The 26,911-nt window shown below is 55.7% G+C and carries 16 protein-coding genes and 1 pseudogene; 5 read left to right on the top strand and 12 right to left on the bottom strand.

Annotation, left to right across the window (positions count from 1 at the left end; genetic code table 11):
* Window positions 1-2: 2 nt before the first annotated feature.
* The 4 genes and pseudogenes from VQ071_RS24620 to VQ071_RS24605 all read right to left on the bottom strand — a co-directional run bounded on the left by VQ071_RS24620 (window position 3) and on the right by VQ071_RS24605 (window position 9,397).
* Entirely contained in the window at window positions 3-653 is a 651-nt protein-coding gene (locus VQ071_RS24620; RefSeq protein ID WP_340516906.1) for an rRNA methylase, read from the bottom strand.
* A gap of 16 nt (window positions 654-669) precedes the next feature.
* On the bottom strand, window positions 670-6,030 hold the full coding sequence (locus VQ071_RS24615; protein ID WP_340516905.1) for an RHS repeat-associated core domain-containing protein: 5,361 nt from the start codon (window positions 6,028-6,030) through the stop codon (window positions 670-672).
* A 304-nt stretch (window positions 6,031-6,334) separates the two neighbouring features.
* A pseudogene (locus tag VQ071_RS24610) lies at window positions 6,335-7,195 on the bottom strand (IS630 family transposase); the annotation flags it as partial.
* A gap of 273 nt (window positions 7,196-7,468) precedes the next feature.
* Window positions 7,469-9,397: a S8 family serine peptidase gene (locus tag VQ071_RS24605; protein ID WP_340516904.1), complete on the bottom strand. Its 1,929-nt coding sequence runs from the start codon at window positions 9,395-9,397 to the stop codon at window positions 7,469-7,471.
* 342 nt (window positions 9,398-9,739) lie between these two features.
* Between VQ071_RS24605 and VQ071_RS24600 the strand changes: the two genes are divergently transcribed.
* From VQ071_RS24600 to VQ071_RS24590, 3 genes are all read left to right on the top strand, one after another.
* Window positions 9,740-10,279 (top strand): hypothetical protein, encoded by a 540-nt coding sequence (locus VQ071_RS24600; RefSeq protein ID WP_340516903.1) that lies wholly within the window; start codon window positions 9,740-9,742, stop codon window positions 10,277-10,279.
* Between the two features lie 205 nt (window positions 10,280-10,484).
* The gene (locus VQ071_RS24595) at window positions 10,485-11,996 is read left to right on the top strand and encodes an FAD-dependent oxidoreductase (protein ID WP_340516902.1); all 1,512 of its coding nucleotides are present in this window, start codon (window positions 10,485-10,487) and stop codon (window positions 11,994-11,996) included.
* Between the two features lie 73 nt (window positions 11,997-12,069).
* Entirely contained in the window at window positions 12,070-12,303 is a 234-nt protein-coding gene (locus VQ071_RS24590; protein WP_340516901.1) for a hypothetical protein, read from the top strand.
* A 56-nt stretch (window positions 12,304-12,359) separates the two neighbouring features.
* On the opposite strand, the gene VQ071_RS24585 is transcribed toward VQ071_RS24590, so the two are convergent.
* From VQ071_RS24585 to VQ071_RS24555, 7 genes are all read right to left on the bottom strand, one after another.
* Entirely contained in the window at window positions 12,360-13,388 is a 1,029-nt protein-coding gene (locus VQ071_RS24585; protein WP_340516900.1) for a DUF7309 domain-containing protein, read from the bottom strand.
* A gap of 180 nt (window positions 13,389-13,568) precedes the next feature.
* The gene (locus VQ071_RS24580; protein ID WP_340516899.1) at window positions 13,569-15,278 is read right to left on the bottom strand and encodes a glycoside hydrolase family 5 protein; all 1,710 of its coding nucleotides are present in this window, start codon (window positions 15,276-15,278) and stop codon (window positions 13,569-13,571) included.
* Window positions 15,275-16,189 (bottom strand): carbohydrate ABC transporter permease, encoded by a 915-nt coding sequence (locus tag VQ071_RS24575; protein ID WP_340516898.1) that lies wholly within the window; start codon window positions 16,187-16,189, stop codon window positions 15,275-15,277. The genes VQ071_RS24580 and VQ071_RS24575 overlap by 4 nt, the downstream gene beginning before the upstream one ends.
* Window positions 16,186-17,073 carry a carbohydrate ABC transporter permease gene (locus tag VQ071_RS24570; RefSeq protein WP_340516897.1) on the bottom strand — a complete coding sequence of 296 codons (888 nt, stop codon included), beginning with the start codon at window positions 17,071-17,073 and terminating at the stop codon, window positions 16,186-16,188. Before VQ071_RS24570 ends, VQ071_RS24575 begins: the two co-directional genes overlap by 4 nt.
* A 79-nt stretch (window positions 17,074-17,152) precedes the next feature.
* A complete protein-coding gene (locus VQ071_RS24565) occupies window positions 17,153-18,496 on the bottom strand; it encodes an ABC transporter substrate-binding protein (RefSeq protein ID WP_340516896.1) in 1,344 nt (447 codons plus the stop codon).
* A gap of 132 nt (window positions 18,497-18,628) precedes the next feature.
* Window positions 18,629-19,804, bottom strand: a complete 1,176-nt coding sequence (locus VQ071_RS24560) for a response regulator transcription factor (RefSeq protein WP_340516895.1) — start codon at window positions 19,802-19,804, stop codon at window positions 18,629-18,631.
* The gene (locus VQ071_RS24555; protein ID WP_340516894.1) at window positions 19,794-21,623 is read right to left on the bottom strand and encodes a sensor histidine kinase; all 1,830 of its coding nucleotides are present in this window, start codon (window positions 21,621-21,623) and stop codon (window positions 19,794-19,796) included. Before VQ071_RS24555 ends, VQ071_RS24560 begins: the two co-directional genes overlap by 11 nt.
* A gap of 130 nt (window positions 21,624-21,753) precedes the next feature.
* On the opposite strand from VQ071_RS24555, the gene VQ071_RS24550 reads away from it, so the two are divergent.
* Window positions 21,754-22,089 carry a L,D-transpeptidase gene (locus VQ071_RS24550; protein ID WP_340516893.1) on the top strand — a complete coding sequence of 112 codons (336 nt, stop codon included), beginning with the start codon at window positions 21,754-21,756 and terminating at the stop codon, window positions 22,087-22,089.
* Window positions 22,090-22,582: 493 nt separating this feature from the next.
* Window positions 22,583-23,266, top strand: coding sequence for a hypothetical protein (locus tag VQ071_RS24545; protein WP_340516892.1), 684 nt, complete (start codon window positions 22,583-22,585; stop codon window positions 23,264-23,266).
* A 323-nt stretch (window positions 23,267-23,589) separates the two neighbouring features.
* Here the strand turns inward: VQ071_RS24545 and VQ071_RS24540 are convergent, their stop codons facing one another.
* Entirely contained in the window at window positions 23,590-26,862 is a 3,273-nt protein-coding gene (locus tag VQ071_RS24540) for an ATP-binding protein (protein ID WP_340516891.1), read from the bottom strand.
* Between the last annotated feature and the right edge of the window lie 49 nt (window positions 26,863-26,911).

The following is a 26,911-nucleotide window of genomic DNA, read 5'->3' as shown; positions in this document are numbered from 1 at the left end:
TATTAGGTACTCTGCATTTCCGTCTGCAAAATATTACAAGATTTACAAAAATAAAAATATAGAAATGACTCGCCAAAATTGAAAGTAAAACCTTCGTGAACCAAGCCCTCCGAATTATAATCCTCACTGCAAATTGTTGCAATATACTCCGTATCTTCATTACACAAGTAACACTTATTTTGAATAGATTCTGTCGCAAAAAGTGGCTCACCTAAAATTCTGCAAACATATTCTGACCCAAAGTCTTCAAATGCTGTGTCAGTATCATCTCCTTTTGATGGGATATCTGACTCATGTAGCTCTTCTAATCTCATGTTAGAGAATGGCAATGGATAAGGGAGTCGATCTTCATCTTCGGCAATCCAACTCTCCTCATCAGTTTGCTGCAAGATTGTAATAGTTCTTGTTTGAGGCTCAACTTTAAACACCTGAATGGACCAATAAGAGGAACAATTCAAACAAGAAACTAGTGGTATAGAACCTAAACTTTTGTTTGATAATTTATCTAATCTAATATCATTTAGATCAAAATCAAAGATTAAGTGTAGGTTAGTACCACAGTTTGGGCAAATTGGAGTCCTCCACTTGTCTCCACCAAAGGAATGCTGATACTTATCATTACCCAAAATTACTCTAAAACCATCTGCCCTCAAGTAGATCGCCCCTTACTTACTTTTTATAAACTTTCTGACCATAACGAACTGCTTTTTTCAGATTATCATTGTATTTTCTCCCAAACTTACTCTTTACATCCCAAACATCTTTAGCCATACGTTCCCGCCCATTTAGGCCTAACTCAGTATCCTCTCTCATTGCTGCTTTACCTTTTCCTGCAAAGGTTCTAGTCTTCGCATGATCATCTTTCTTCATTAAGACAGCAGGTCCATCATTTCGACTTATACCTTGAGTTTTATTATAAGCATTTTGAGCGATATGGTGTCCAACCTCATCTGAACCTTTAGTAGCATCAACTGCTTTAAAGCTCCCGCCAGTAACTTTGCCCGTCCCCTTAGCTGCTTTTTTGACGGTATTTACAGCTTTGGCCAGCTTCAACGTCTTACTTACTGTTTTCGCTTCCCCTAGACCAGGGACCGCGTTGCTGAGCAAATTCGTCCCAATCGACTTGCCCACATTAAACTTCTCACCGTTCGCCTTCGCAGTTGCATAATCTACCGCGGTATCTACCGCTGTCTTAATAGCAACCTTGGCCACATACATTGCAATTGGAATCAGGAAGGCAAAATTGCCGCTCGGATCACTAAAACTATTTGGATCATTATGAGCATAAGTATACAAGTTTAAGCTCAGTGGATTCTTCAGTTCTCCTTCAAAGGTATCTTCCTGAAGAAAGCGTCCTGTCCCCGGGTCATACCACCGCTTTCCCATAATATACAAGTCTGTGGTGCTGTCATAATATTCCGATGAATATCGGAATGGGTTGCTGATCTCCTCTTTTTCTACGGACAACGGGCGACCCCAGATGTCATAGGTATATTTGTTCTGTACTTCCCCCGCCGCATCCCGCAGTTCCACGACATCTTGATGCCCGTTAAGCAAGTAAAATGAGCGTGAGGCGGTCGCTCCTCCATCGATTCGAGCAAGGAGACTATTGCCGTATATATACGAAGCCTTAGGCGTGACTGTTGTTCCACTTACGGTCCCCTCAGCAACTATTTGATCTTCATCCCAATAGTAACGCGTCGTCACACCGTTCTCGGTTCGCTCGTAAAGTTGGTCATCTCCATTATACTTGTAGGTTACAGCGCTTGTACCAGCTACGGTAGCGTTCTTGAGATGATTCCATTCATCATATTCATAAGTCGCATCCGAAAAATCAGTTTGTGTCGAAGTTGCTAAACTGCTTCGATTGCCGCGAGGATCATAGCTATAGGTTTCCTGAAACTCGCTGTTTGTTAACACACGGCCGAGCTTGTCATAGGTATACGAATTGGTAACATTGTTTTCGGTACGGATCTTAAGATTGCCAGCATTGTCAAAGCCGTACGAGTAACTATTAATTTCAGTACCGTTTGCTTGAGTATGCTTTAAGCTCGTCATGTCGAAGCCGCTGTAGCCGTAATTCGTAAATATGCCATTACCCTGCATGACAGAATGAATTCGGTCATTCTTCAAGTAAGTATAAGATGCCACCAAACTGTTGCCGGTCGTCACACTCTCTAACCGATTGACTTTGTCGTAGACGTAGACCGTCGCTCTATTAAAAGGATCCGTGATCTTAGTACGATTGCCTTTTAAATCGTATTTAGATGTCAGTGTTTTGCCATCCGGATAGGTCTTCTGAGTGAGTAGCCCAGAATTCGGATCATACACATAAGCTGTAGTTCCGGTGGCATCCGTCATGGACTTGCGTTTACCATCCGCTTCATACGTATAAGTTACCTGAGAAGTCGGTCCCGCACGTTTAACAAGCCGGTTCCGATTATCATAGGAATTTTTGAACTTCTGGCCCATGCGGTCTGTCAGTTCGGTAAGATTGCCAACCAGATCATAGACCATGGTTTTTGCTGAGCCACTCTCATCAATTTCCTTCAGTAATTTTCCGGTTTCATCGTAGAACTTCTGAATTTTTTGGTTACCCGGATACTGTACAGAAGTGAGATTTCTCAGTTTATCGTAACCATAGGTGAACACTTCTGATTTAGGTGTCGTTACAGCCGTTAACAGTCCGAGTAAATCATATTGAAACCGCGTGATGTTACCCAAGGCATCTTTAGTACTGACGATATTTCCGGCATAGTCGTACTCGCTCTCCTGTTTGAGCGTCAGTACGCCATTTTGGCTTTCTTTTTCGATTGTTACTCGTCCCAGTTTGTCATAAGTCCGCTCGACCTTGTTATTCTCTTCATCGATGTCGGTTACGGTGTTAAGCAGATCATTGTATACGATGGCGCTGAAGCTATCGTCAGGGTTGGTTGTTTTCGTCTTCCGATCAAAGCCGTCATAAGCATATGCTACTTTATTACCAGAAGGGTCGTCCTCCCAAGCGATACGGCTAATTGCATCATAGCCGGTCCGAGTCTTGGCTTTGAAGACACCGGCTTCATTGACAGCTAGTTCTGTGACACGTCCGATCTTATCCCAGGTTGTACGGGTTTGCAAGCCGGTCTCGTTAGTAGTGGTCACCTGATTGAGCGCGTCATTATACGTAACCCTAAACTCTGTGCTGTCTGGATTAATAATCCGTGTTATTCGATCCAACTCGTCATGCTCATAAGTTGTAGTAGCACTGTTGGCATCGGTGAAGGACGTCATATTACCAGTTAGTTTGTTATAGGTTGCCGTTGAATTGGACGTCTTAGCTATATTACTGCCATCAATATAGTATAACGTCTGCTTGGTTAGAAACGCTGAACCCAGCCCATCGTCGTACTCGTAGGTAGTTAACGCCTGCCTCGCTGTGTCATAATCAGTCGTCGATGTGACATTTCCGTAGACATCATACGTATAGGTGGTTCGGCTCAGATAATCAGATGCCGATTCGCTGCTTTTCAGCTGATAATCGGTAACATCTCCTTGCGAGTTCCGCGCCAGCGACACATACAAGAATGATGATCCTTTAACAGGCCATTTCTCCGAAGTCCGCAGATGGGTCGTCAGATCATAATTATAAGTGGTTACTTGGCCCATAGCATCCGTCGAAGATGTAACATTTCCGTAATCGTCATACGTAGTTGAATTCGTAATACGCGCTGATTCGCTAGCGCCATTGGTAAAATAGGTCGTTACACTAATTGGATTTGGTATTCTGCGGACTTCGTCATAAATGCTGTCCGTAATTCGTTTAGTAACTAAATCAGATTCCTGTAAATTTACGTTGTAAATCATTGGAGAAGTCTGATCGTCGATAAAGTCCTTTCTATACGTATAAACGGACTCGAGCGAGCCTCGTATAATCTTGGTGGTAAAGTTCATATCCTGATTGAAGGAGCTTCCCATATCGACAGGATAAATAAATACAGCTCGGTTGGCTTCGCCGCTCATTCCCGCAGAACTGTCGACAATATCTTTGCGTTCTGTTACGCGGAAAACTTGGTTTACCGAATTGGAACCACTGTATCGGGTAACCGGTGTCGTTTCGTATATATACTCTGTTTGAGCACCCGTCGGGTGTGTCACCTTCGTCAATAACGCGTAAGGATTGTTGGTTACAGGGTTGGTATCAATCAGACTAAAATAGGCAGATTTGATGGCGTACCCATAAGTAGTCGTACGATTCATCTGATCAACGACCTGACTTAGTAGTTCTTTGCCATTTTCCACTGTTTTTTTATATATGACTACCCGATTTCCCATCGTTAAGGTCACTTGGGAAGTGGTATAGGCAATGTTAATACTGTTACCGATTGCATCTGAAATTTTGGTGAGTACCTTTCCATACGGACTGACGTTTGTATACATGAACTGAGTTTTATTGCCGTAGGCATCGCTGATTTGGATAACCTGACCTTCAGCACTGAAGTAGGTTTTGTCGCCTTTAATTGAGCTAAGCACTTGAGCGGAGGCCACACCGTTTACGGTAACGCTGGTATTTGCAGCCAAGGTTAAATCCTTCCACGGATATCCTTTTAGGAGCCCGTTTTCTACCTTGTAGGTACCTCCTCCCGTCATATGGAGATAAGTGCCGCCATCAAAGGTCAAATAGGGAATATCCCATGTCCACCCCTTGCCAATAGGGAAGCGTTTGTCTGTGTCCGCATCTTTTAGAGCATTTAAATACCAAGTTGATGTACCCACATACTCATTCTCAGTTCCGGCGCTCGTGATGACTCCACCGCTGTAAGACTGTCCAGCACTGTACCCCGCGGCAACGCTCTGCGCCTGGGACATGCTCGAATAAGGGCCCATATAATCGCTATATGATTCAGTGCTTACTTGCACAGTTGCGGTACCTGTAGTACCGCTAAAGAAGTATTTATATATGTAATAAAACGCCTGTCCCTGTGAGCAACTAGTAGGCTCTGATTGGGTATCAACAGAAATCATATTAAAATAATAATCTCTCACCGCGCTTGTGCTATACATCTCGGTTATTGGCTTATCTGGTGCATAGAAATCCTCTTCCGTAGTCACAAATCCGCCTGTGCTGCATTTATACTTATTTTTTAGAACATGAGTGTTGTACGTTATTGTATATCTGGTCTCATATACAGGAGCATTATAATTAATAACTGCATAATAATCGTAATAGTCAACGCTGTTCGCACTGACATCCGTGTCATACAGCTGAGAAGAACCAGAGTCATAAGATCTTGTGAGCGTGAACCCCTGTCCCCCCCGCCCCGGCAAGGTCAGGTCATCTTCTGTCAAAGACAATGATCCACTAACGGTAGACACACTTTCCTCATCCACTTCGACCCGATAAGGCGCTTCATCCAGCTTGATTTTAAGCATATCCAGCTTGGGTTCTTCCGGTTGCGGAGGCAATTCACGTGCGCGGAACGTATTAAGCACTTTCAAATCGACATCCGGTGCATCGGATATCATTTGCTCGGCAGCCTCATTCAGGACTTCGTATACAGAATTGCTGACAGATATATCGTTGTACACTGAATCTAGGACAGACAATCCTCGATTACTGAAAAGAGGGAGCGTGTCTTCCAATGAACTATCCTTTGGCTTACGCCGTTCTCGTTCAATCTCTTCTAACGTTTTTCCGCTATCTAGCAATTCTTGAATATAGCTTGGTTCAAGATGCAGTTCATCTGCCAATGTTTCAATACTGCGTCCTGCACTTTCTTCGTTTTGTTTAGCTAGAGCCCGCTCTAGTTCCATCATCTTAATGCGGGTAATCCGCTCAGTAAGGTCTCGTTCTGATTCCTGCAGGGACACTTGTACTTGAGACAGTCCCTGCTTCACTTGTAAATTACTCGTATTTCGCAGCTGTTCAGCAGCTGCACGATTGCTTAGTTCTTGGTCAATCCAATCAATTTCTTGATTAAGTAGTGTAGAACTTGACAACAAATCCCCTGATGAAGCTAATTCATTGTCTGAGGAGATGGATTCAGCCAAGACACTTCCTCTCCCGCTTATACTTCCAATTATTAGGCTTATGCTTAATAAGACAATCAAAATAGGTTTAATGTTCTTCAAAACAAAAATTCCCCCTTCTTAACTTACCCGGTAGCTTGTTTAGCATACGACCGATTAATTAATTGATAAAAACGGCGCCAATAGATTAAATAAACTTTGAAATAACAAGCCGAAATTGAAGAGCAAGCAAGATAATGCGAGAAACGTAAATTAAAAGGCCGTTCTAGTGTCCCATCAGACAATCATGATCTTGTTTTGTTCACGTAGTATAGCGGCATAACGCTTATGCTTGTTTCGCCAGCGAAGATAGGCTTGGATCGCGGAGGCGAGGTCTCCATGCTCCGAAAATCACTGCCTTCGAGAACGAATTTACGAAGCGGTCCGATGTGTACTCAATGCGGTTCAGCCAGGAAGCATAAGTCAGAGTGCAGACCAGTTCCACATTGTTGTCTTGCGCCCAAACCTTCACCTTGCCGTGGTGGTGAGGAAAGAAGTTGTTCAAGATGAGGTACAGACGCTTAGAAAGATGAAACCACCGACGCAGCACTTTGAAGAAGCGCAAGATGTTTGCATGCTTCTGGCTCGGGGATGAGTGGCCATACAACTGGTTCGTCTTTATATCCTGCGCAGCGAGCAAGTGCTTAACGCCATGAGGCCGTGTATAAGTCGCGCGCAAGCGCTTGGGTTGGCGCTCTTGAAACCAGCTTTTGCCGCGGTAAGGCTGCAACGATAATGGTCCAAATTCGTCAACACATTTTACCCGCCCGTCTTCCGGAGGCACTCGTATAGGGCTTCGATTCGTTTTTTTACTTTTAAATTCCGGATTGGACGGTTCGTTCCACGTCTTGGGGTTCTGGTACGTGATATGGGCTTCGTCCAGAATGATGCGTACCGTCACAATGGAAATTGAAGGCACGTTTTTTTCTGCACCTCCGCTTCTTTCAGCTTGGCCAGTGACCAATGCGTAAAAGGGTCGCCCAACACCTTGGGAGGAATTGAGTAAGCTCAATGAAGTCAGCCCGCTGCTCTTCGGTAAAGATCGGGGCCATCCGCCGCCGTAATTCGGTTTCAGCGAGGCCATCCCTTCCGTATTGAAGCGATGGATGGTTTTGCGAATATGTTCGCCGGAAATGTGATAAAGGCGGCTGACTTTGGCACCTGCATCCTTCGAGCCGAAGCTAAAATCAGAAGGACTCGCCGTACTTCGACCGGATCAGTACCTTTCCTTGCGATTCGCAGCAAGCGATTCTCTTCTCCGTTGCTTAAATCTCGTTCAACAGTCGAATGACACTCACCCTGCTTAGTAGTCATCATTAGACTTTTTACATTTTTTCACAACATCGATCTCAGATGGGCACTAGCGTTAACGACTGTAGATTGCGTTGAATAAAGATTAAAATCATATTCAGATCCTGTTTCAAGGCACCAAAGTCCAATTCTTGGATATCACATTCCCATTTTTATCATAGTTAAAAACAAGCTTTTTCCCGTTAGGATATAAGATATATTCCAATCTTCCAACCGGAGAATAATGATATTCGATTAACACCGTCCCCGGGTCCAAGGTTCTCATGGGAACAGCAGAGGAAGTGGCTACAGAATTTGGGTTCGTGGGGTCCTCTGCTTTAATTTGTAATAGGTATGTTGTTCCAGGGGTTAACCCTGTATATTGATAGTTTGTCACGTTTCCTAAAGACAATATCGTACTTCCATTAACAATTAGTTTATAGTTGCCCACTCCGTTTATCGCGTTCCATGACATTTTAATAGAATAAGGAGTTGCTGAAATAAACTGCAGTATCGGTGCCTCCGGCAATACTGTAAATGTACTTGAGCTCTGAACTAAGCCTCCGGAGTAATAAAATGTATATTTTACAATATACGAACCTAACGGCCAAGAAGCGCTAGAAGTACACGATAATGGCGGTATTGGAACGGTTGATCCTGCAGGTATCGTTGCAACATAGGTCCTGAAGCATACACGTACTGACGTTGGACTATCTATTCCGATATCAACTTTCGTGTATGATGGTCTCGTACCGGGAGCTGTGGTGGAAATTGAAAAGGTTTGTCCGCGTGTAATGGCGCTGATACTAACTTCACTGTCCCCCGGAGTTTCTGGTATCGAGCCATCGTTAGCGTCCATTTGATATGCTGGAATTTCCGAATTTATTAAATTCAACGACTTGGCGAGATTAATAAGACCGTTCCCGTATTCATGAGAAGAACCAAGCGTCGTCGCATTATCGAAAATCCGATTCATAATAGAATCAGCGTCTTCACTTGGATAATGGGACCAAAGTACTGCAGCAGCAGCTGATATGTAGGGGACAGCCATGGAAGTTCCGGATAACTGAGTATAGCCTCCGTCATTATATGTACTGAGTATATCTACGCCAGGGGCCATTATATCTAGTTGGGAGCCTGTGCTAGAAAGATTGGCTCTCAAGTTAGCTTGGGTAGTTGCACCGACGGAGATAACTTCGGGATACAACGCAGGGTACTTCTCTGTCTCAAAACCCTTACCGAAATTCCCAGCTGATCCAACCAATAGGATTCCTGATGAGTTAGCTTTAATAATTGCTTCATGCAAAGCCTGACTGTCCGAATTTCCAGTAAAACTCATAGAAATTATATTAATGTGATTATCAATTGCCCATTCGATTCCTTGAATCACTTGGGAATATGTGCCGTTACCCGATTCATCTAGTACTTTGACTGCGTATAGATCCACGTTTGGAGCAACGCCTTTGATCCCCAGGTCATTATGCTGAGCAGCCAAAATACCAGCTACATGAGTACCATGCCCGTTATCATCCGAATAACTCGTCGATGTCGGTACGAAATTAACACCACCGATAACCTTTAGATCGGGATGTGCGAATATCCCCGTATCCAATACCGCGACTTTAATACCGTTACCTTTAAGTTCGCTTTCCTGTACTAAATTCGCACCTATTGCTACATTTCCCCAAGGTATTACTTCGGAACTAAGATTGGTAGAAGCATTTTCCCCCTGGGTGTCACTTACAGTAATCCCCTGTACGGTAACCGAATCGTTTTTCTCGATGAAAGCGATATTAGGATCGCCTCTTAATTGTTTAATTTCTAAGTCATCCAATTCCATCATTACTGTAGTCTGTTTTCTCATTTTCTTTTTTATCGAATGTTTTATTTTTTTTGCATTTAAGTAAGATTGCGGTTCCAACCCTTTCTTAAACCCTACCAAATATTCTGTTTTGTTTGAGTTTGTTTTTGCTTCAAGTTGATCATACGGTGCTAAAACCAGATATAAAAGACTGAAGATTAAGAAAAGTATAGGTGCTTTAAACTTATTACTCATCATACTGGAACCTCCTAATATTTGTAGGAAATATTAAATTTCAAAAAACTTCAAAAATAGCGCTTAATCTACACGAATCCTGTTTGTGATTATTAATATCACCACCTTTTCCTTCAGAACATCTCATGTCACTCCAAAAAATCACAACGTCTACTATTATAATTTCTGAATTCATACATATCGATTAGACATTTTGATGAAAAAAATCGATTTTTGTCGATTTAAAAATTAATCCTTTCCTCCCCCTTTTCCCGGCAACAAACAGCCTGTTTTAAACGTCTTCTAATTGTCTAAATAATAATGATACATATCACTTGTGTTTAACCGGAGAGAGGGGCTGTACCGATGCGCAAACTGCTGTTGTGTGTCGTATTATTGGGAATTTGTCTGATACCGCTCAGTGTGTCGGGCGTGAGCGACAAGCAGGAGACGGCCGTGGCCGAGACGACTGGCACTGGCGCCGCCGACTATGCGTCACTCCCCTCGTCTCCCGCTTATATTGACAAGATCACTTCGATGGACGGCGTCACGTACGTGACCGTCGACTATATTCAGTTCCTGCAGGGCGAAGAGGCGGACCGTGTGTTCCGTCAGCAGGAACCCGATGCGGGCATGGACGAGGCGCCGGACGGCTACTACATCCTCAATGAGGAAAAGAAAACGTACACACTGCCTGTCGCGGCGGATGCGCAGGTGCTGATGCAGATTTACAATCGTTCGGGCAGCTGGGACGATGCGGATATTGTGGAGAACGAGCCGATCAGCATCGCCAAGCTTCGCTCGCTGTTCAGCGGGGACAATCAGGAGATGATGGCGAACTTCCCTTATTACATCACGGTTGCGGACGGCAAGATCGTGCGCATCGTACAGCAATTCATTCCTTAAACTGCGCAATCGCAGCGCCGAGAGCCGGTGCCCATTCGGGCGCCGGTTTTTTGCATGTTTGCAGCTTGGAGGCCCGATCGCATGATCGTGTATAGCGCCCGCTCCCCACCTTGCGCCATTCACAAGCTTTGGGGCATCGTATCATTTTTCGGTTAATTAGAAATGATGAGGATAAAAATGCGCTTTTCCGAGGAGGTACCGGTACATGGCCATACAGTTGCCCGAATATCCCGAATCCTATTGGCGCCGTACGGCGGAGCTGCCCGTCTTCCCCAGACTGACGCAGGATCTGAAAACCGAATTTGCCGTCGTCGGGGGCGGCATCACCGGTCTCACGACCGCTTATCTGCTGGCCAAGGAAGGCCGCCGCGTCGCGCTGCTGACGGCGGACCGGCTGCTCAGCGGCACGACTGGTTATACGACGGCCAAGATTACGGCGCAGCATGATCTGATCTATGACGAGCTTATCTCTCATTTTGGCGAGGATAACGCTCAGCTGTACTATCAGGCCAATGCCGGCGCGCTCTCGTTCATGCGCATTCTGGTGGCGGGACAGGGCATCGCATGCGACTTCGTCGACGAGGATGCGGTCGTCTATGCGACGCGCGAGGAAGGGCTGCACAAGATCGAGAAGGAATACGCCGCGTACCAGAAGCTCGGCATTGAGGTCGAACGCTACGCCAGTCTGTCGCTGCCGTTCGGGGCGACCGCCGCGCTCTCGATGAAACGGCAGGCGCGGTTCCATCCGGGACCGTACGCCGCTTTTCTGGCGAGCGAGATTGTGCGGCTGGGCGGCGAGATCTTCGAGGAGACGACGGTAGACAAGTTCCACGAAGGCGAACCGGCCACCGTCACGACGAAGGACGGCTATACCGTGACCTGCGATGCAGTCGCCTCCTGCTCGCATTTCCCTTTCTTCGACAATGGCCTGTACTTCGCCCGTCTGCATGCCGAGACTTCCTACGTCATCGCGGTCAAGTCGCCTTACGACTACCCGGGCGGCATGTACATCAGCGCCGACGAACCGAAGCGCTCGGTACGCACCGTGACGTACAACGGTGAGCAGCTGCTCCTGATCGGCGGCGAATCGCACAAGACCGGTCAGGGCGAATGCACGATCGAGCATTATGAAGCGCTGAAGCGCTTTGCATCGGAAACGTTCGGCGTGGACGAGATCCGCTACCGCTGGTCGACGCACGATCTCGTGACGCTCGACAAGCTGCCGTATATCGGACACGCCCGCAAGGGTACGCCCAACCTGCTCGTCGCGACCGGCTATCGCAAATGGGGCATGACATCGAGCGCGGTCGCGGGCCGTCTGCTCGCCGACCTGCTGCTAGAGCGCGACAACCCGTACGCGGAGCTGTTCGGCCCGTCGCGGTTCCATGCGAATCCCGATGTAGCAACGCTGGCGAAGGAAACGGCCAGCACTGCCTATCACTTCGTCAAAGGCAAGCTGGAGTGGCTGAAAAAGGATCCGGAGGAGCTGGGGCTCGACGAAGGCGCGGCCGTGCGCATTCACGGCCGCCGCTGCGGCGCGTACCGCGACCATGAGGGCAAGCTGCATACGGTCGATACGACCTGCACGCATATGGGCTGCGAGACTGAGTGGAATGCCGGCGACCGCACCTGGGACTGCCCGTGCCACGGCTCCCGCTTCAAGTACGACGGCGAGGTGATAAACGGGCCGGCCAAGGAGCCGCTGAAGCGGCTGTAACGAGGCGCTGAATTGTTTCAATCGGACCGGAGAAGGGGAAAGAGTCGGCATACAAGCATAGGAGGGGATTCGCATGAACGAATTCGAACGTCCGCCGGATATGGACAAGCCGGGCGCCGGACCGCAGAGCAGGCGCGATCATCCCGAGCAATATCCGACCGACGAGCAGAGCTTGTTCGACAGCTTCCTGAGCGAGCGCCATGTCGATCCGATTCCGGTGGAGGACCTGAGCATCCAGAATCGGGACGAAGCGGACAAGTCCGACAGCAAGGACGACTCCTCGAGCGAACGCAAATATAACAGATAAACGACATACGCAATGCCGCCCCCAACTTCGGAGGGCGGCATTGTTCTCGTATCGGACTAGCTGAATCGCCGCTCCATCGCCTCGCGCGCTTCCGAGAGCGCGGGCAGCTCGGGCGAGAACATCAGCTCGAGCTTCAGCGCCTCGGCGAGCGGGAGCAGCGCAGCTCCGGCCGATTCGCTGCCGACCCACAGCTCCCGGGGAACGGTCTTCAGCTCCTCGATCAGCGTCAGCAAGTGCTCGTTCATCGCCGCTGCCGCCTCGTCGCCCTTGCTCAGTCCGAACTTCAGAATCTGGCCGGAGGACTGGTCGACGATCAAGGCCATCTTCGGGAAAAACGGACGGCTGCCCTCCTGGATGGGCATTGGCACATAGAAGCTGTCGGTCTCCCAAACGCCGGATATGCCCTTGGCGCCCTTCAGCGCCTTGATGATGCGCAGCTCGTCCAGCGGCGGCGCCGATGATGCGGCCTGCGCCTCCGTCTCCTCAAGCGGTGCCGGCTCCAGCCATTCGCTGCGCCATTCATACGCGCCGCCGCCGGCAGGCGACGCCTCTCTCACGAGCAGCCGCTCCCCTTCCCCATCCAGCAGCGCGTCGGGACGATCGCGGTACGCTTCTCCGACGATACGCGCCTGATCGAGCGCCTGCGTCATATATACGACCTGCTCCGCCGTCAGCTCCGGCCACGGCATCATACCCGGCTCATGCAGACGGAACGTCGGCCAGCTTTTTTTGCCGCGATAGCCGAGTCCCAGCTGCTTGATGCGCTTATATTCCGAAGGATCGAGCTCCTCCCTGTCGTCCAGCGACAACAAGAGACAGTGCTGACTGAACATCGGGTCCTCGTCAAGCTTGCCCGCGAGCATGTCCGCGATCGTCCGCAGCCCTTCCGTTCCCATGTACACCGCAAGGCCGAACATCTCGCCGCCGTTGCCGAAAACGGAGCAATAACCGATTTCTTCCGACGCCGGGTCCCGGACGCCGAACAGGTGGCCGTTGGACATCCATCTCCAGATGGCGGCCTGCCGGTACTGGTCCGCGGCTTCGTACAGTTCCTTCCATTGTCGCGTCGTCGGAGCTGCGCTCATTCATATGCCTCCCAGCCTCATGTCGCTTTTCGATAAGCTAGCGTCTATTCTGCTTCTATTGTAATGAATTCCCGACCATCTCTCAATTCGCCGAGCCGGAAGCCGGCTGCTTGGGCAGCCAATGTACGTCTTCATCAAAAAAAGCCGCCGTCTCTCCGATGAGAAACGGCGACCTGCGTATTAAACCAACAATTCAAGCCATGCGATGCCGACCGGACGATCGTCCGCCCTGATAACGATATGTCCGGCGGCTCCAGGCAGTCCTGCGCGTTCAAGCTCCCCCGTGACCGTCTGCCAGCCGCCATCGGTCCACTCGACCGCCGTCGGCGGCCCGTCCCGTCCTTCGGAGACGTACAGCCGGCCTCCGCCTCCGCCTTCGCTCTGCACACGCAGACGGATCGCGCCGCCTCCTGCCGGGCTGCCGCTGCCGTACGCCGGTGCTCTCGCCGGCACAGCCTCGCACCCATAAGCCAGCCAATCGCCCGGCATCAGCCTCGCATACATCCATTCGTCCGCTCGCCATTCCTCTCCGCCGCCATGCTGGAAGTTCGGCGTCGTCCGCCCGGGCTCGACGAAGCGGATATCCGTTCCGTCGTCCGTGCGGAAGCCCTCGACCGCCTCGGCCTGATCCCCTGCCGCCAAGCTGCGCGCCGAGCCGAAGCCGAAGCTGTTGCCCTCCCCCTCATACCCGTAGAAAACAGCGGGTATGCGCACCGGCGCGCGCACGAACAGCGAACGCACGACGGCGGGCTCGTAATCGCAGCGCTCAAGCGGCAGATTGTCGAGATACGCCCGCAGGATGCGCTCCGCTTCTGCCGGCGCCGGCTTATCCCCGCCCTCCAGATAGCGTACGAGCAGCTCCCAGCCCTCGGGGCGGCGAATCGAGCAGGGCGAGTTGTCGGTGTCCATCTTTTTCCACGTCCAGAAGTTCCAGGAGATATCGTGATCCTCGAAAAGACGGAAAGCTCCCGCATACCAGTCCTTGTTGTTCTCGCCGCCCTCGCCCATGAACAGCGGGGCGTTCAGCCGTTCGCGATGGTCGAGATAGACCTGGATGCTGGCCGTGTCCGGCGCATTCCAGTACTTGTGGAACTGCAGCAGCACGTTGTCGTCCGGCAGCGCATCGAAAATCGACCAGTCGGTCGCCCAGTGGACGCCCTCGAGAATAATCATATGCCGGTCGTCCACCTCGCGGATGGCGGCAATAACTTCTTCGTAGAACGGCATCACGCTGCCGTTGTGCGCCGCAAACCATTCCGGCAGCGGCTCGTTCAGCAGATCGTAGCCCGCAACGATCCATTCGTCGCGGTACCGGGCCGCCAGCAAGCGCCACAGCTCCACCGTGCGTATGCGGTTCGCCGCGTCCAGGAACAGCTCCGGCAGATCGCGCTCCGAGTCGTCGATGTTCGTGCCCGTCTGTCCGCCCGGCGCGCCGTGCAGGTCCAGGATGACGTACAGGCCGTACTGCTCGCACCAGCGGACGACCCGGTCGATGCGCGCGATCATGGCGGGGTTAAATCGGACCGGCCCGCCTTCCTCCAGCAGCGTACGCGCCAGCATCGGCACCCGCACGGAGTTGAAGCCCTCCGCCGCGATCCGCGCGATATCGGCCTCGGCGATATAGCGGTCATAGTACTGCGCCCAGAAGCGCGCCGCCTGTTCCTTGCCGACCAGCTCGCGGATCATCCGCTCGATCCGGCGCGGACGGTCGCCCCCCTCCGGGAAGCGCCACATATAGCCCTCCGGCAGCAGCCAGCTGCCGAACCCGACGCCGCGCAGGAGGATCTCCTCGCCCCGCCCGTTGCGCAGCACCTTGCCGTCCGCGCGCACATAGCCGGACACATCGCCTTTACCGCCGCGCCAGACGTTTTCCGTTTGGTTTTCGCTCATCCTTTGATCGCTCCGTCCGCAATTCCGTTCAGAATGTATTTTTGAAGCAGCAGGTACAGCACGACAACCGGCAGCAGCGCCAGCACGAGCGAAGCGAGAATCGCCGACCAGTCGTTGTTGCCGTACTGGCCGAACAGCATGTTCGTCGACAGCAGCAGCGTGTAGCTCGAAGAGTCGGTCAGCATGAGCAGCGGCAGCAGGAAGTCGTTCCACATCCACAGCGCGTTCAGAATCGCGACAGTCGCGGTGACGGGCAGCAGCAGCGGCAGAATGACGGAGAAAAACAACCGGAATTCGCCGCAGCCGTCGATGACCGCCGCCTCGTCGAGATCGCGCGGAATCGACTTGACGAAGCCGTGGTAAAGAAAGATTGCCATCGATACCCCGAGGCCGATATAGATGAGTCCCAGGCCGACGGTCGAGCCTTGGACCGCCAGATTTTTGGCGATGCGCACAAGCGTGATCATGATGGAATGGAACGGGATCAGCATCGACAGTACGAACAGGCTGAACAAAAAGCCGCTCAGCTTGCCCGGCGTTCGCGACAGCTTGTAGCCTGCCATCGCAGCGAACAGCACGATGCCTGCGAGCCCGACCGCGGTTACGGCCGCCGTATTGCCGAGGCTTTGCAAGAAGTCGATTTTCCGGTAAGCGTCCGCATAGTTGCTCCATACCCAATGCCGCGGCCAGGAGAGGATGCCGTTCAGCATCTCGCCCTCCGTCTTCACCGAATTCAGCACGCCCATGTAGACGGGCAGCAGCGTGAACGCCGCGCCGACGACTAGCGTCAGCAGCGCGAGCAGCCCGGGGAGCGCGCTTCGGCTTCGGCCGCGACCGCCTGCCCACGCCGCATCGATACTGCCGGCCGCCCCCCGGCTGCCTGCCCTTTTTGCATAGCGGGACGCGCTCATGCCTCCACCTCCCGCCGCTTCATCAGCCGCAGCTGGACGACCGTGATGACGAGTACGATGAGGAACAGGATCATCGCCTTCGCGCTCGCGTAGCCGTACCGGTTGCTGAAGCCGAACGCCTCCTCGAAGATATTGAGCGCGATGACCTGCGTCTCACGTCCCGGGCCGCCGCCCGTCAGCGCGAAGACCGCATCGAATACTTTGAACGACGAATTCAGCGTGAGGAAGATGCCGATCGTGAGCGCCGGATAGATCATCGGCAGCGTGATGTACCGGAACGTCTGCCAGACGCCGGCGCCGTCGATGGCCGCCGCCTCCTTGAGCGAAGACGGCACGCCCTGAAGCGCGGCGATGTAGATGACCATCAGATAGCCGACGCCGCCCCAGAGCGAGACGATCAGAATCGCGTAAAAGGAAAAGGACGGATCGCCGATCCAGGAGCGGTCGAGGAAGCCGAGGCCGGTCCGCATCGCCAGATCGGGGAGCACGCGCGTGAAGACGAACATCCACATAAAGCCGCCGATGATCATGCTGAGCATGTTGGGCATGAAGAAGATCGTGCGGAAAAAGGCTTTGGTCTTGGCGCGCGATTCGATCAGCACGGCGACCAGAATGGCCAGCGCGTTTTGCAGCACGACCATAAACAGCACATATTTGAGCGTAAAAAACACGGCATGGCCGAACGACGGATCCTCCGTCAGCGCCTCGGCGTAATTGTCCAGCCCGACGAATGCATAGTGCGGGTTCAGGCCGTTCCAGTCGGTCAGGCTGTACCAGATGCCGCCGAACGCCGGCGCAAGCAGAAACGTCGCATAGAACAGCAGCGCCGGGAGCACGAACGCGAGCAAGATGCCGTGCCGTCTGAGTCTGAGCCTGTCGATCATGTCGTAGATCCCTCCTTCGCCTGCGAAGCCGATCCTGCCCCGCGCCGCGGACGAGGCCGCGGGACGGAGCCGGAAGGGATCACTTGCTGTTCTTGACGGCGTTCGCCCATGTGCGGTCCAGCGTCTTGATGATCTGCTCCTTGGTCGCGCTCTTGGCGTAGTAGCTCTGCAGCAGCTTCGCCGTCTCGTCGGTCACGCCGTTCGGCAGCGACAGATCGAGGTAAGCTTTGCCCTGGGCAACGTACGAGCTCGCCTCGGTGATCCAAGGGAACGTATCGTACTTGTGCATCTCCGCGACGGGGTTGAACTTCAGCTCCTCGAACAGGGCGGAGGAATCGTTGTCGTCGAGCATATAGTTCAGCAGATCGAGCGCGACGTCCTTGTTCTTGCTCGTCGGCGACACGGCGAGCGAAGTGGAGGTGGCGAGGTTGATCATCGTGCCGGCCGGATCGTTGCTCACGGGCAGCGGCGCGACGCCGAATTCCATATCGGGATTCGCCTTCAGAATCGTCTCGGCCTGCCAAGGTCCCATGACCCACATCGCGGCTTTGCCGTTCGCGAAGTCCGTCGAGCCGGCTGCGCTGCCGACCTCGAACGGCTTGGCCGTACCGTTCGCCATGATCAGGTCGATGACGTTGAACACGTCCTGCACGTCCGCATAGGACGCCTCGCCCTTGTTCATCTTCTCGATCCAGTCCGGATGCTCCGATGTCACGACGCCGCCAAGCGACAGGGCCATCATGAGCTGCGGAATCCACGACTCCTGGAAGCTCAGCTCGAACGGCGCCGCGTCCGTCGTCTTGATTTTCTCCACGGCGGCTTTCATCTCATCGAGCGTTTGCGGCGGCGTGATGCCGAGATCGGCGAACATCTTCTTGTTGTACAGATAGCCCCACGACAGGCTTTCGAGCGGCAGCGCGACCACCTTGCCGTCGTACGTCACCGTCTTGCGCACGCTCTCGTACACCTTCGGCACGTACGGCTGGTCGGATAGATCGCTCAAGTAACCGGCTTTGTAAAAGGTAGGGATATCTGCAATCGCATGCAGCGTGAACAGGTCGGGCGCGTCGTTGGAGGAAAGCCGGGTTTTGAGAATCTGACCGGCCTGGTCGGAGTTCGGCATCTCCAGTTTGATCGTGACGTCGACGTTTTTGTCCGCAAGCTCCTTGGCTTTGAATTGCTCGAAGTACTTGTCGAATTGGTCCTTGAAGCGCGGCAGGCTCATGAACACCTTGAGCTCGACCTTGCGGGCCGGTTCCTGCGCGGACGCGGACGGCGAAGCCTGGGCTTGCGATGCGGATGCCGAGCCTGAAGGCGCGGCGGACGGAGAAGCATTGTCGTTGCCGTTGCCGTTGCCGCCGCAGCCGGCCAGCACGGCAGCCGCCAGCGTCATCGAGGACGCGGCATAGAGCGCTTTTTTCATCTGGTGGTACCCCCTCTATCAAATGACTGCAAGCTCAGTATAGAGAGAAGTGAAAGCGGAAACATTCGAGAAAATTAGCGTAGTGTTTTGGACGATATTGATATAAGGATCTGCTCGCCGGCGCATTTGCCGCTATTCTCCGCCCCTCAGCTCGCCGGGGGAGACGCCGAAGCGTCTCTTGAACACTCTGTAGAAATAAGCCAGGTCCTCGTAGCCCGCGAGCTTGGCCGCCTGCTTGATCGAGACCTTGCCTTCGCGCAGCAGCGCCTCCGCGTAGACCATCCGCCGCATGGTGACATAATCGGTGACGCCTGTGCCGACATGCGCCTTGAAGGCGCGGCTGAGATGCTCCTTGCTGACGAAAAAGCGGTGCGACAGCGACTCCAGCGTCAGCTCCTCGGCAAAATGCGCGTCGATATGGGCGCGGATCTCATCCAGGTCGAGCCGGGTCCGGCCGCGGATCGCCTTCGCCGCCGCATCGGCGGCTTCTCCGAGCCGCTCCGCCAGCGCCGACGCCGCCTCCCCGGGCGAGGAGCCCGGGCCGAGCCGTCCCTCGATCCCGCTCCAGATCGGGACGATGTCGATTCCTTGCTCGGACGCGAACGTCTCCAGCATCGCCAGCGCGTCCTGCGCCAGCCGGGCCGGAAGCCCTTGCAGCTCCTCCGGAGACAACGCGCGCGTCAAGTATCTGCCGAGCGCGGCATAAGCCTCCGCGATGGCTGCCCGGTCCAGCTCCTGCAGGCCGGCATAGATACGGCGCTTCTCCAGGGCGTAGCGCTCCAGCACGGCCGAATCGGCGAACGCGGTCGGCAGCCGCCACTCGCCCGCCGGTATGCCGCTCCCCCGCGCACGCTCGTCCGGCGCGGCGTCCGATGCGGCATCCGATGCGGCATCCGATGCGGCGGCGATGCCCGTGCTGGGCACGGCCTCCGCCTCCAGCTCCCGCACGCAGGAAGCCAGCGCGGCGTTCAATTCGGCCGGGTCGAGCGGCTTCAGCAAGTAATCGACCGCCTTGGAACGGATCGCCTGCTTCAAGTACGCAAAGTCGTCGTAGCCGCTCATGACGACGATCTTGGCCGCCGGAAAATGAGATCCAAGCTTGTTCAGCAGCTCCGTCCCGGACAGTCCCGGCATCCGCATGTCGGTTACGACGATATCCGGCGCGAGCTCCCTCATGCGGCGCAGCCCTTCCTCCCCGTCCTCGGCTTCGCCAGCGACCGCCAGTCCTAGTCCTTCCCAATCCGCGAGATCCTTCACGATCTCGCGGGACCACGGCTCATCGTCGACGATCAGCACGCTATACGTCATTTTCGTCCCCTCCTTCGCCGGCCGCCGGCGCGACGATCGCTACCAGCGTGCCCGTTCCGGCCTCGCTCCAGACGCGCAGCCCGTAGCGCGCGCCGAACTGCAGCTTGAGCCTGGCGTCGACATTGCGCAGCCCGATGCCGCGGCCACGCCTCGGCTCGGCCGCCGACCCGGCGTCCGGCGCCGCGCTTCCTCCTTCGGCGCCTCCGCCGGCGCCTGCGCCCAGGCGCCTCGTGCCGCCGGAGCGCAGCTCCGCCCTGATGCGGCGCAGCTCGTCCGCCTGCATCCCTGCGCCCTCGTCCAGCACGAGCATGACGATCCGTCCGCCGATGCGCCGGATCCGGATCGCAAGGCGCCAGCTGCCGGGCTTGCGCTGAAGCCCGTGCTCGAAGGCATTCTCGACGATCGGCTGCAGCGTGAACTTCGGCAGCCGGCCTTCGAGCGCCTCCGGGTCCGTCTGCAGCGAGATCGTGCAGCGGCCCGCGAACCGCCGCTCCTGAATGAACAGGTAGTTGCGGGTATGAGTCAGCTCGTCCGCGAGCGGCACAGTCCGATCCTCGGAACCGATCGCGTAGCGCAGCAGATCCCCGATGACCCGCGTAACTTCGTAGATTTCGGGCGCCTTCTTCTTGAGCGCCATGCCGCCGATCATATGGAGCGTATTGTTCAGAAAATGCGGGTTGATCTGCGCCTGCAATGCCAGCAGCTGCGCGTTTTTCACCTCGATCTCCCGCTCGTACTCGTCCTCGATCAGCTGCCTGATCCGTCCCATCATGGAGTTGTAGCCGCGTTCGAGCAGGCCGATCTCGTCGCGGCTGCGCACGGACATCGACGCGAAGTCTTGAACCGGCGTCGTCCGCATCATGCGGGCGAGCCTGACGATCGGGCGGCTGATGCCGAGCGAGACGAGGACCGACAGCAGCACGGACGCGGCGGCGAACAGCGCGCCGGTCCAGATGCCCGCTTCGATCGTCGGCCGCGCGCTGCGGCTGACCGACGAGATCGGGACCGCCTTGATCACCGCGAGCTGCCCGTCCCCGATCCTTTTCTCAAAGACGAAATAGCGGTCGGTCCGCTGGAACTCCATGGCGGCGAACGCAGGCGCCGGCCCGTGGAGCAGCGCAGCCAGACGGGCGTCGTCGGGCGGCTCGGAGGAGCCCGACAGCAGCTCGCCCTCGTCGTTCAGCACGTACACCAGGCTGTCCGGCTCCGAACGCAGAATCCGGCCGACCTCCTGCCACACCTCCCTGTCGATGCGCACGGATATGCCGCCGATGAGGGCACGGTCCTCGAACCGGTTGATGCCGTGATACGCGTATGTACCGTCCGGCGTCTGCTTGAAGTACATATTGACCGGCCCCTGCGAGATTCGCGCCCAAGGCGCATTGGCGGTAATATCGAATGTCCGGATCAGCCCGCTGGTCGTATAGTTGACCGTAAACGCTTTTCGGTAAGCCTCCATATACAGCGTCAAATCGTCGACCTTGCGCGAATTGGCATGAAACGCCGAGGTCAGCTTTTCCCGCAGCAGCTCTTGTGTCTTAAACTGGACGACAGGGTCGGGGTTGTCGATGTCGCCGAGTCCCCGCATCAACTCCTGGTCGATCTGCAGTGTGTAGAAAAGGATATCGATTTGCTCGATCAGTTCGTTCATGTACTGATCCGCCCACAGCATGCGGGAAGTGTCGGCGCCGACGATCTCTTTTTCGACCGAGCTCCGCGTATTGTTCGCAGCCAGCCAAGTGACTGTGACGACGGGCAACGCCGTCAAACAGATCATCAGTACGGTCAGCCGCATGCGCAGGCTCGTTCGTTTCAGCATGGCCGCTTCTCCCTCCCGTCGTCCTTCCTTGATGCCAAGCTTATCGGAAGCATGCCCGACGCGCAAGACGCGAACATGGCACCTTTTTTTCGCATAAGCTGGCGTATAAAACGGAAGGAGGGATCGTGCCATGGCATATCGGATCATCGTCGACCTGTCGGACCGCATGCTGTATTTGCTGCAGGACGATACGGTTGTGAACGGCTATCCGGTCGGCATCGGCCGGATGGTGACGCAGACGCCGACGGGCGAGTACCGCATTATCAACAAGCAGGCGCATCCCGGAGGTCCGTTCGGCGCGTTCTGGATGGGACTGTCCAAGCCGCACTACGGCATTCACGGCACGAACGATCCGGCCTCGATCGGGCATGTGGTGTCGCACGGCTGCATCCGGATGTACAACGAAGATGTCGTCGCCCTGTCGCGCATCGTGCCGATCGGCACAAGGGTGACGATCCGGCCTTAAGAGGCGGACAGCGATAGCGCGCCATCGTCGCCAGCCGCAAGAGCTTCGCCGCACCGGAGGAGGCCCGCCGAGGCCGGACCTCTCACGCCGGAGCTCCAACTCCGGACCTCCACACCGCGCCGCCAAGGACAAGACGCAGTGCCATATGCCCGCCTGGCCTCGTTAATCGCCTGCCGGGTCGCATACCTGCCGCATCCGTTTGAACGATATCCCCTTCAGTCAGGTATGTGTCCCGTGCACTCGCAGTGCTCCGGCTCCTGTGCGCCGTCTGCCCCGGAGCGCTCCTGCTTCGCCGGATCTCCCTCCCGCGCACCTGCTTCCTGTCCCAAGGGGATACCATTCAAATACGCCATCCGGCACCGCCCAGCGGCCAGCTCGGTCATACATTTCCGGGCAATCTGTCCTGCACAGATTAACATTTCCTGAGAAACTCGTAACCGCGCTCATTCTTTGGTAGGATATTAAGAATTCGAGTATAAAAGGTTGGGATGACATGACGGAAGCGGCCGACACCGCGGAACTGAATCTTCAGGAAGCTGCCGAATTGTTCAGGTTGATCTATCCCGCTTTTGCTGCGCTCCTCGACAAGGCAGAGGCCGCGCGGGGGCCGCTCAAGGAATTCCATCTGGCGATGGCGGCCGAGCATGCCAAGAGCAGCGTCCGCATCCTCGGCTGGGACAGCCGGCGGGCGATTAATGCAATATTCGAGCAATACAAGGAGCGTTATCTGACCGAGGGGCGCATCGCTGCGGATCTATGGGCGGCGGACCAGTTCGGCTGCGACCTTGAGGCCGCGATCGCCGAGTCCGAGGATGTCCGCGAACTCGAAGCGCGGATCGAAGCCATTGCGCAGCAGATCGGGCAGCGCGAGGCCGAGCTTGGCAGGCTGCGCCGCGAGCTGGTACAGCTGGAAGCGCTGCTGGCCGAGCGCAGCCGGCCGGTGATCCTGAAGGGCGCGCTCGCTGGAGCGGGTCCGGAGGTTGGACGTCCCGCGACAGGTGGCAGTGTGAACGAAGGCAGCGAGTCCGACGGCCGGGAGGCTGGCAGCATGGGGTTAAACCATGCTGATGCCCCTCCCGCGCCGGGACCGGATAGCGGCAGCGGCACGGCAACGCGGACGGAGATTGGAACACAGAGGCAAGCCGGCGTCCAAGAATCAGAGGCTGGCACGTATTGACTAAGCCACCCTTCAACCAAGCAACCGATTCAGATGCTTCCAGCCGTCAGCCAAGCGGCCGCTAACGCCTCCTTGATAAACCCAGGGCAGGCGCGTCAGCGGCCGCTTGCCATGTCCTGCGATGTATCGGCTATCTGCGAAAAGAACAACTGGCAACCTACGTCCACACTTCGCCCCCTGCCGCCGCCCTGACCGCCAACTGGCAACCTACGTCCACACATGCGGCGCAAAAAAAGCGGAGCCCGCATGCATGGTCGCATGCGCAGACTCCGCCTTGCAGTTAGACGCTGCCGGGCATTGCCGGCGCCGGACAGGCCGCTGCCTCAAGCCGGCAGCTCCGGTCTGTGCGCCTCCGGTCTGTCCAGGGGCAGCAGGATGAGCAGCCTGCAGCCGACACCGGGATCGGCCTCTCCGACCGTGACCGTGCCGCCGAGCAGATGGACGCGCTCCATCATCGCGCTGAGCCCGAAGCCCGGCTTCGCGCTGCCATAGGGCGCGCCGTCGCTCCTCAGCTCGAATCGGAGCCAGCCGTCCGCCGCCGTGAGCTCGAACTTGAACCCGCTGCAGCGCCCGTGCCTGAGGCCGTTGGTGATGCCCTCCATCAGCGCATGGTAGACGACCTTCTGCGCCAGCGCGCCGATCGCCGGGATCGGCTGCGGCCGATAATCGAAGGACACGTCCGCCTGCCCCGCGCTCTCCCGGATCAGCTCCTGCAGCGCGGTGGGCAGATCGAAGCCCGCTTCGTCGTCCTTGAGCATCCGCACCGTACGGCGGACGTCGTTCAGCCCTTTGCGGATCATGTCTCCGGCAGCGGTCATCCGCTCTACCGATCTCGGCAGATCCCGGCTCGACAGCTTCTTCGCCGCCTCGATCTGTACGATGGCGGCCGTGAGCGAATGCCCGACGAGATCGTGCATATCGTGCGCGATCCGATTGCGCTCCTCCAGCACCGACACCTCGGCCAGCGCCTCGGCCGTCTCTCTGACCGATCCCGCCAGATGCCGGTTGACCGCCTCCAGCTCCTCGGTCCTCCTGTGTACCAGCTCCTCCAGCGAGTGGTGGAATTGCGCGAGCTTGAGCTGAATCTCGACTCGCGCCAGCAGCTCGCCTTGGCTGAACGGCTTCGTCAGGTAGTCGTTGGCGCCCGAATCGAATCCGAGCGTCAGACGATCGAGCCGGTTCTGCGCCGACAGCAGGATGATCGGCAGATCGCTCGCCGACCATTGCCCGCGGACGCGCCTGCACACCTCATACCCCGTCATGCCCGGCATCATCACGTCGAGCAGCAGGAGGTCGGGCTTCTCCCCTTGCTGCAGCATCGCGAACGCCTCCGTGCCGCTGCCTGCCTCGAGCAGCCGATAACCGCTTTTGCGCAGGTAATGGCGCAGCACCTCGAGATTCACCGGCTCGTCGTCCGCGATCAGAATCAACGGCCGCCGTCCTTCCTCCTCCGACCGCTGAGCCGCCGCTCCTTCCATCCCGTTCTCCGACGCCCTCCAGCGGGCTCTGTCCTCCCGCAAGTTGGCGGGGAGCACAGGCAGCACGGCAGCGTCGCCGCCAGTCTCCGCATCCTCCGACGAGGCGAATGCAGGGCCGTCGGAAGACGCTGGCCGGTTGTGCGCCTGCGCCGCTTCACCAGCCTGCGGCAACGCGCCTGCCTCTCGCCCGCCGCCGATCTCCCGCCCTGCACTCGGCTCCGGCCCGGCGCTTGCCGCGGCAGCGATCGGCAGTACGAACGACATGACCGTGCCGACGCCCGGACGGGAGTCGACGCTCAACCCGCCGCCGTGCAGACGGATGAGCCGGTTCGTGATCGGCAGGCCGAGCCCCATGCCGCCGCCATAATCCGAAGCCGGCGCCGAGAACGGCTCGAACAGCGTACCGAGCCGCTCCGCAGGGATGCCCGGTCCGCTGTCGGCCACCGCGATGCGCACACCCTCCGCCTCGAGCCCCATCGTTACACGAATATAGCCCGACGCCGTATACCGGATGGCATTGCCGATCAGATTGTACAGAATCTGCTCCAGCCGCTCCGAATCCGCGATCGCGGCGAGCGAAGCCGATGCGCTCCCCGGCTCCCGCTCCACGGTGAGCCGCAGCCCCTTGCGCGCCGCCAGCGGCGACAGCGCTGCCGCTACGGTCTCGCACGCTCTCATCGTGTCGACGTCGGTCAGCTTCAGCTTAATATCCTCATGGCGAAGCCTGTCCAGATCGAGGATGTCGTTGACCAGGTTGAGCAACCGGTCCGCGCTGCCGCGCACGAGCGCCAGATTGCGCTCCATCTCGCCGGATACGGGACCCGCCGCGCCATCGAGCAGCGCCTCCGCGAGCCCGGCGATGCCGTGCAGAGGCGTGCGCAGCTCGTGCGAGGTATGGCTCAGGAAGTCGTCCTTCAGTCTCGACAGCATCCCCAGCTCCCGGTTGACGGCCTTGAGCTCCTCCGCGTTGCGCTGCAAGGTGCGGTACACCTCGGAGAAGCGGCCCAGCACAATCATGCCGAGGCACCCGAGGAAGATAAGCAGACTCAGATGAAGCCCGTAAAGAAAAAGAAAAAACAGCAAGATCGGAAGTTTGCGTTCAAGGTCGATTCCAAATACGGGGTCGGCAGCCACATTGATCAGATGCGCAAAAATACCGAGCAATAGGACGCCGTAGCCGAGCAGCAGCCATCTGTACTCCTCTCTGCTGCGCAAATGATATGCGGCCCGGCTCCGAAGCACCGTGCCGCTGATCAGAATGAACACGATCGCGAGCGGGACGACGGCCCATTCCAGAATCAGCTTGTTATACAAAAATGGAGACAGCAGCGAAGCCGCGGCAGCGACCAGCGTGTAGCCGAGCACAAGCTGCTTCATCGCCCGGTATACCGGCCGATATGCGCCGTGAAGCACATTGCCGATGAATCCGATCAGTCCGTACACCGCGAGCGGGAAAAGAAGATCCCTGAAGTATTGAAAGTGGACTACGGGCAAATCCAAAAACACGCGCAGCGACACGACCATGGATAAAAATCCGATGCCGGCGCACCCCGTAATCAGCGCAAACCACAGATAGAGGCGCTCGAGCCTTCTTCTCGCATATACGAGCAAGGCTGCGACGGAGGCGCTGGAAAACACGATGGAGAAAACGGCCGGCACCCAGTCGTTCTGCACCGTGAGCCGGTCGATCAAATATCGATTGCCGATGACGTACCAATTTTGCGGCAGCGGATGGCGATCCCATAGTATCTGAAAGGTCAGTTTGCGCGGCTCGTTGCCGGGCGTCAGCTTGATGACCTGGTAGGTCAGGTACGGGTTCAGATACGGGTCCGGCTTGTCCATATTGAAGCGGTGAAGGAGTCTGTCGTTCTCGTACACCTCAAAGGATTTGGCATAAAGCATCAGCAGGTTGGGATCGGCAGTATCAAGCTGCGGCAGATTCCTCTCCAGCCAGACTGCGCCCTTGTAGGACTTGAGCCGGTCTCTCGCCTCGCCGTCCAACGGCATCCAGCGGTCGGAAGGATCTCCCTTGCGTTCTCCCCACAGGATGTTCCACGAGCCGTTGTACGCAAAAAGAAATTCGCCCTCCGCCTCGCCGTGCGGACCTTTGAGACTCATCGGCAGCAGCACCGTCATCAAACAAACGAAAATCAGGACGGCTCCTTTC

Origin of the sequence: Cohnella sp. 56, assembly GCF_037963805.1 — a bacterium.
Lineage (GTDB): Bacteria > Bacillota > Bacilli > Paenibacillales > Paenibacillaceae > Cohnella.
The sequence above is the reverse complement of the archived record's forward strand: the minus strand, read 5'-3'. Positions and strand labels throughout refer to the sequence as shown.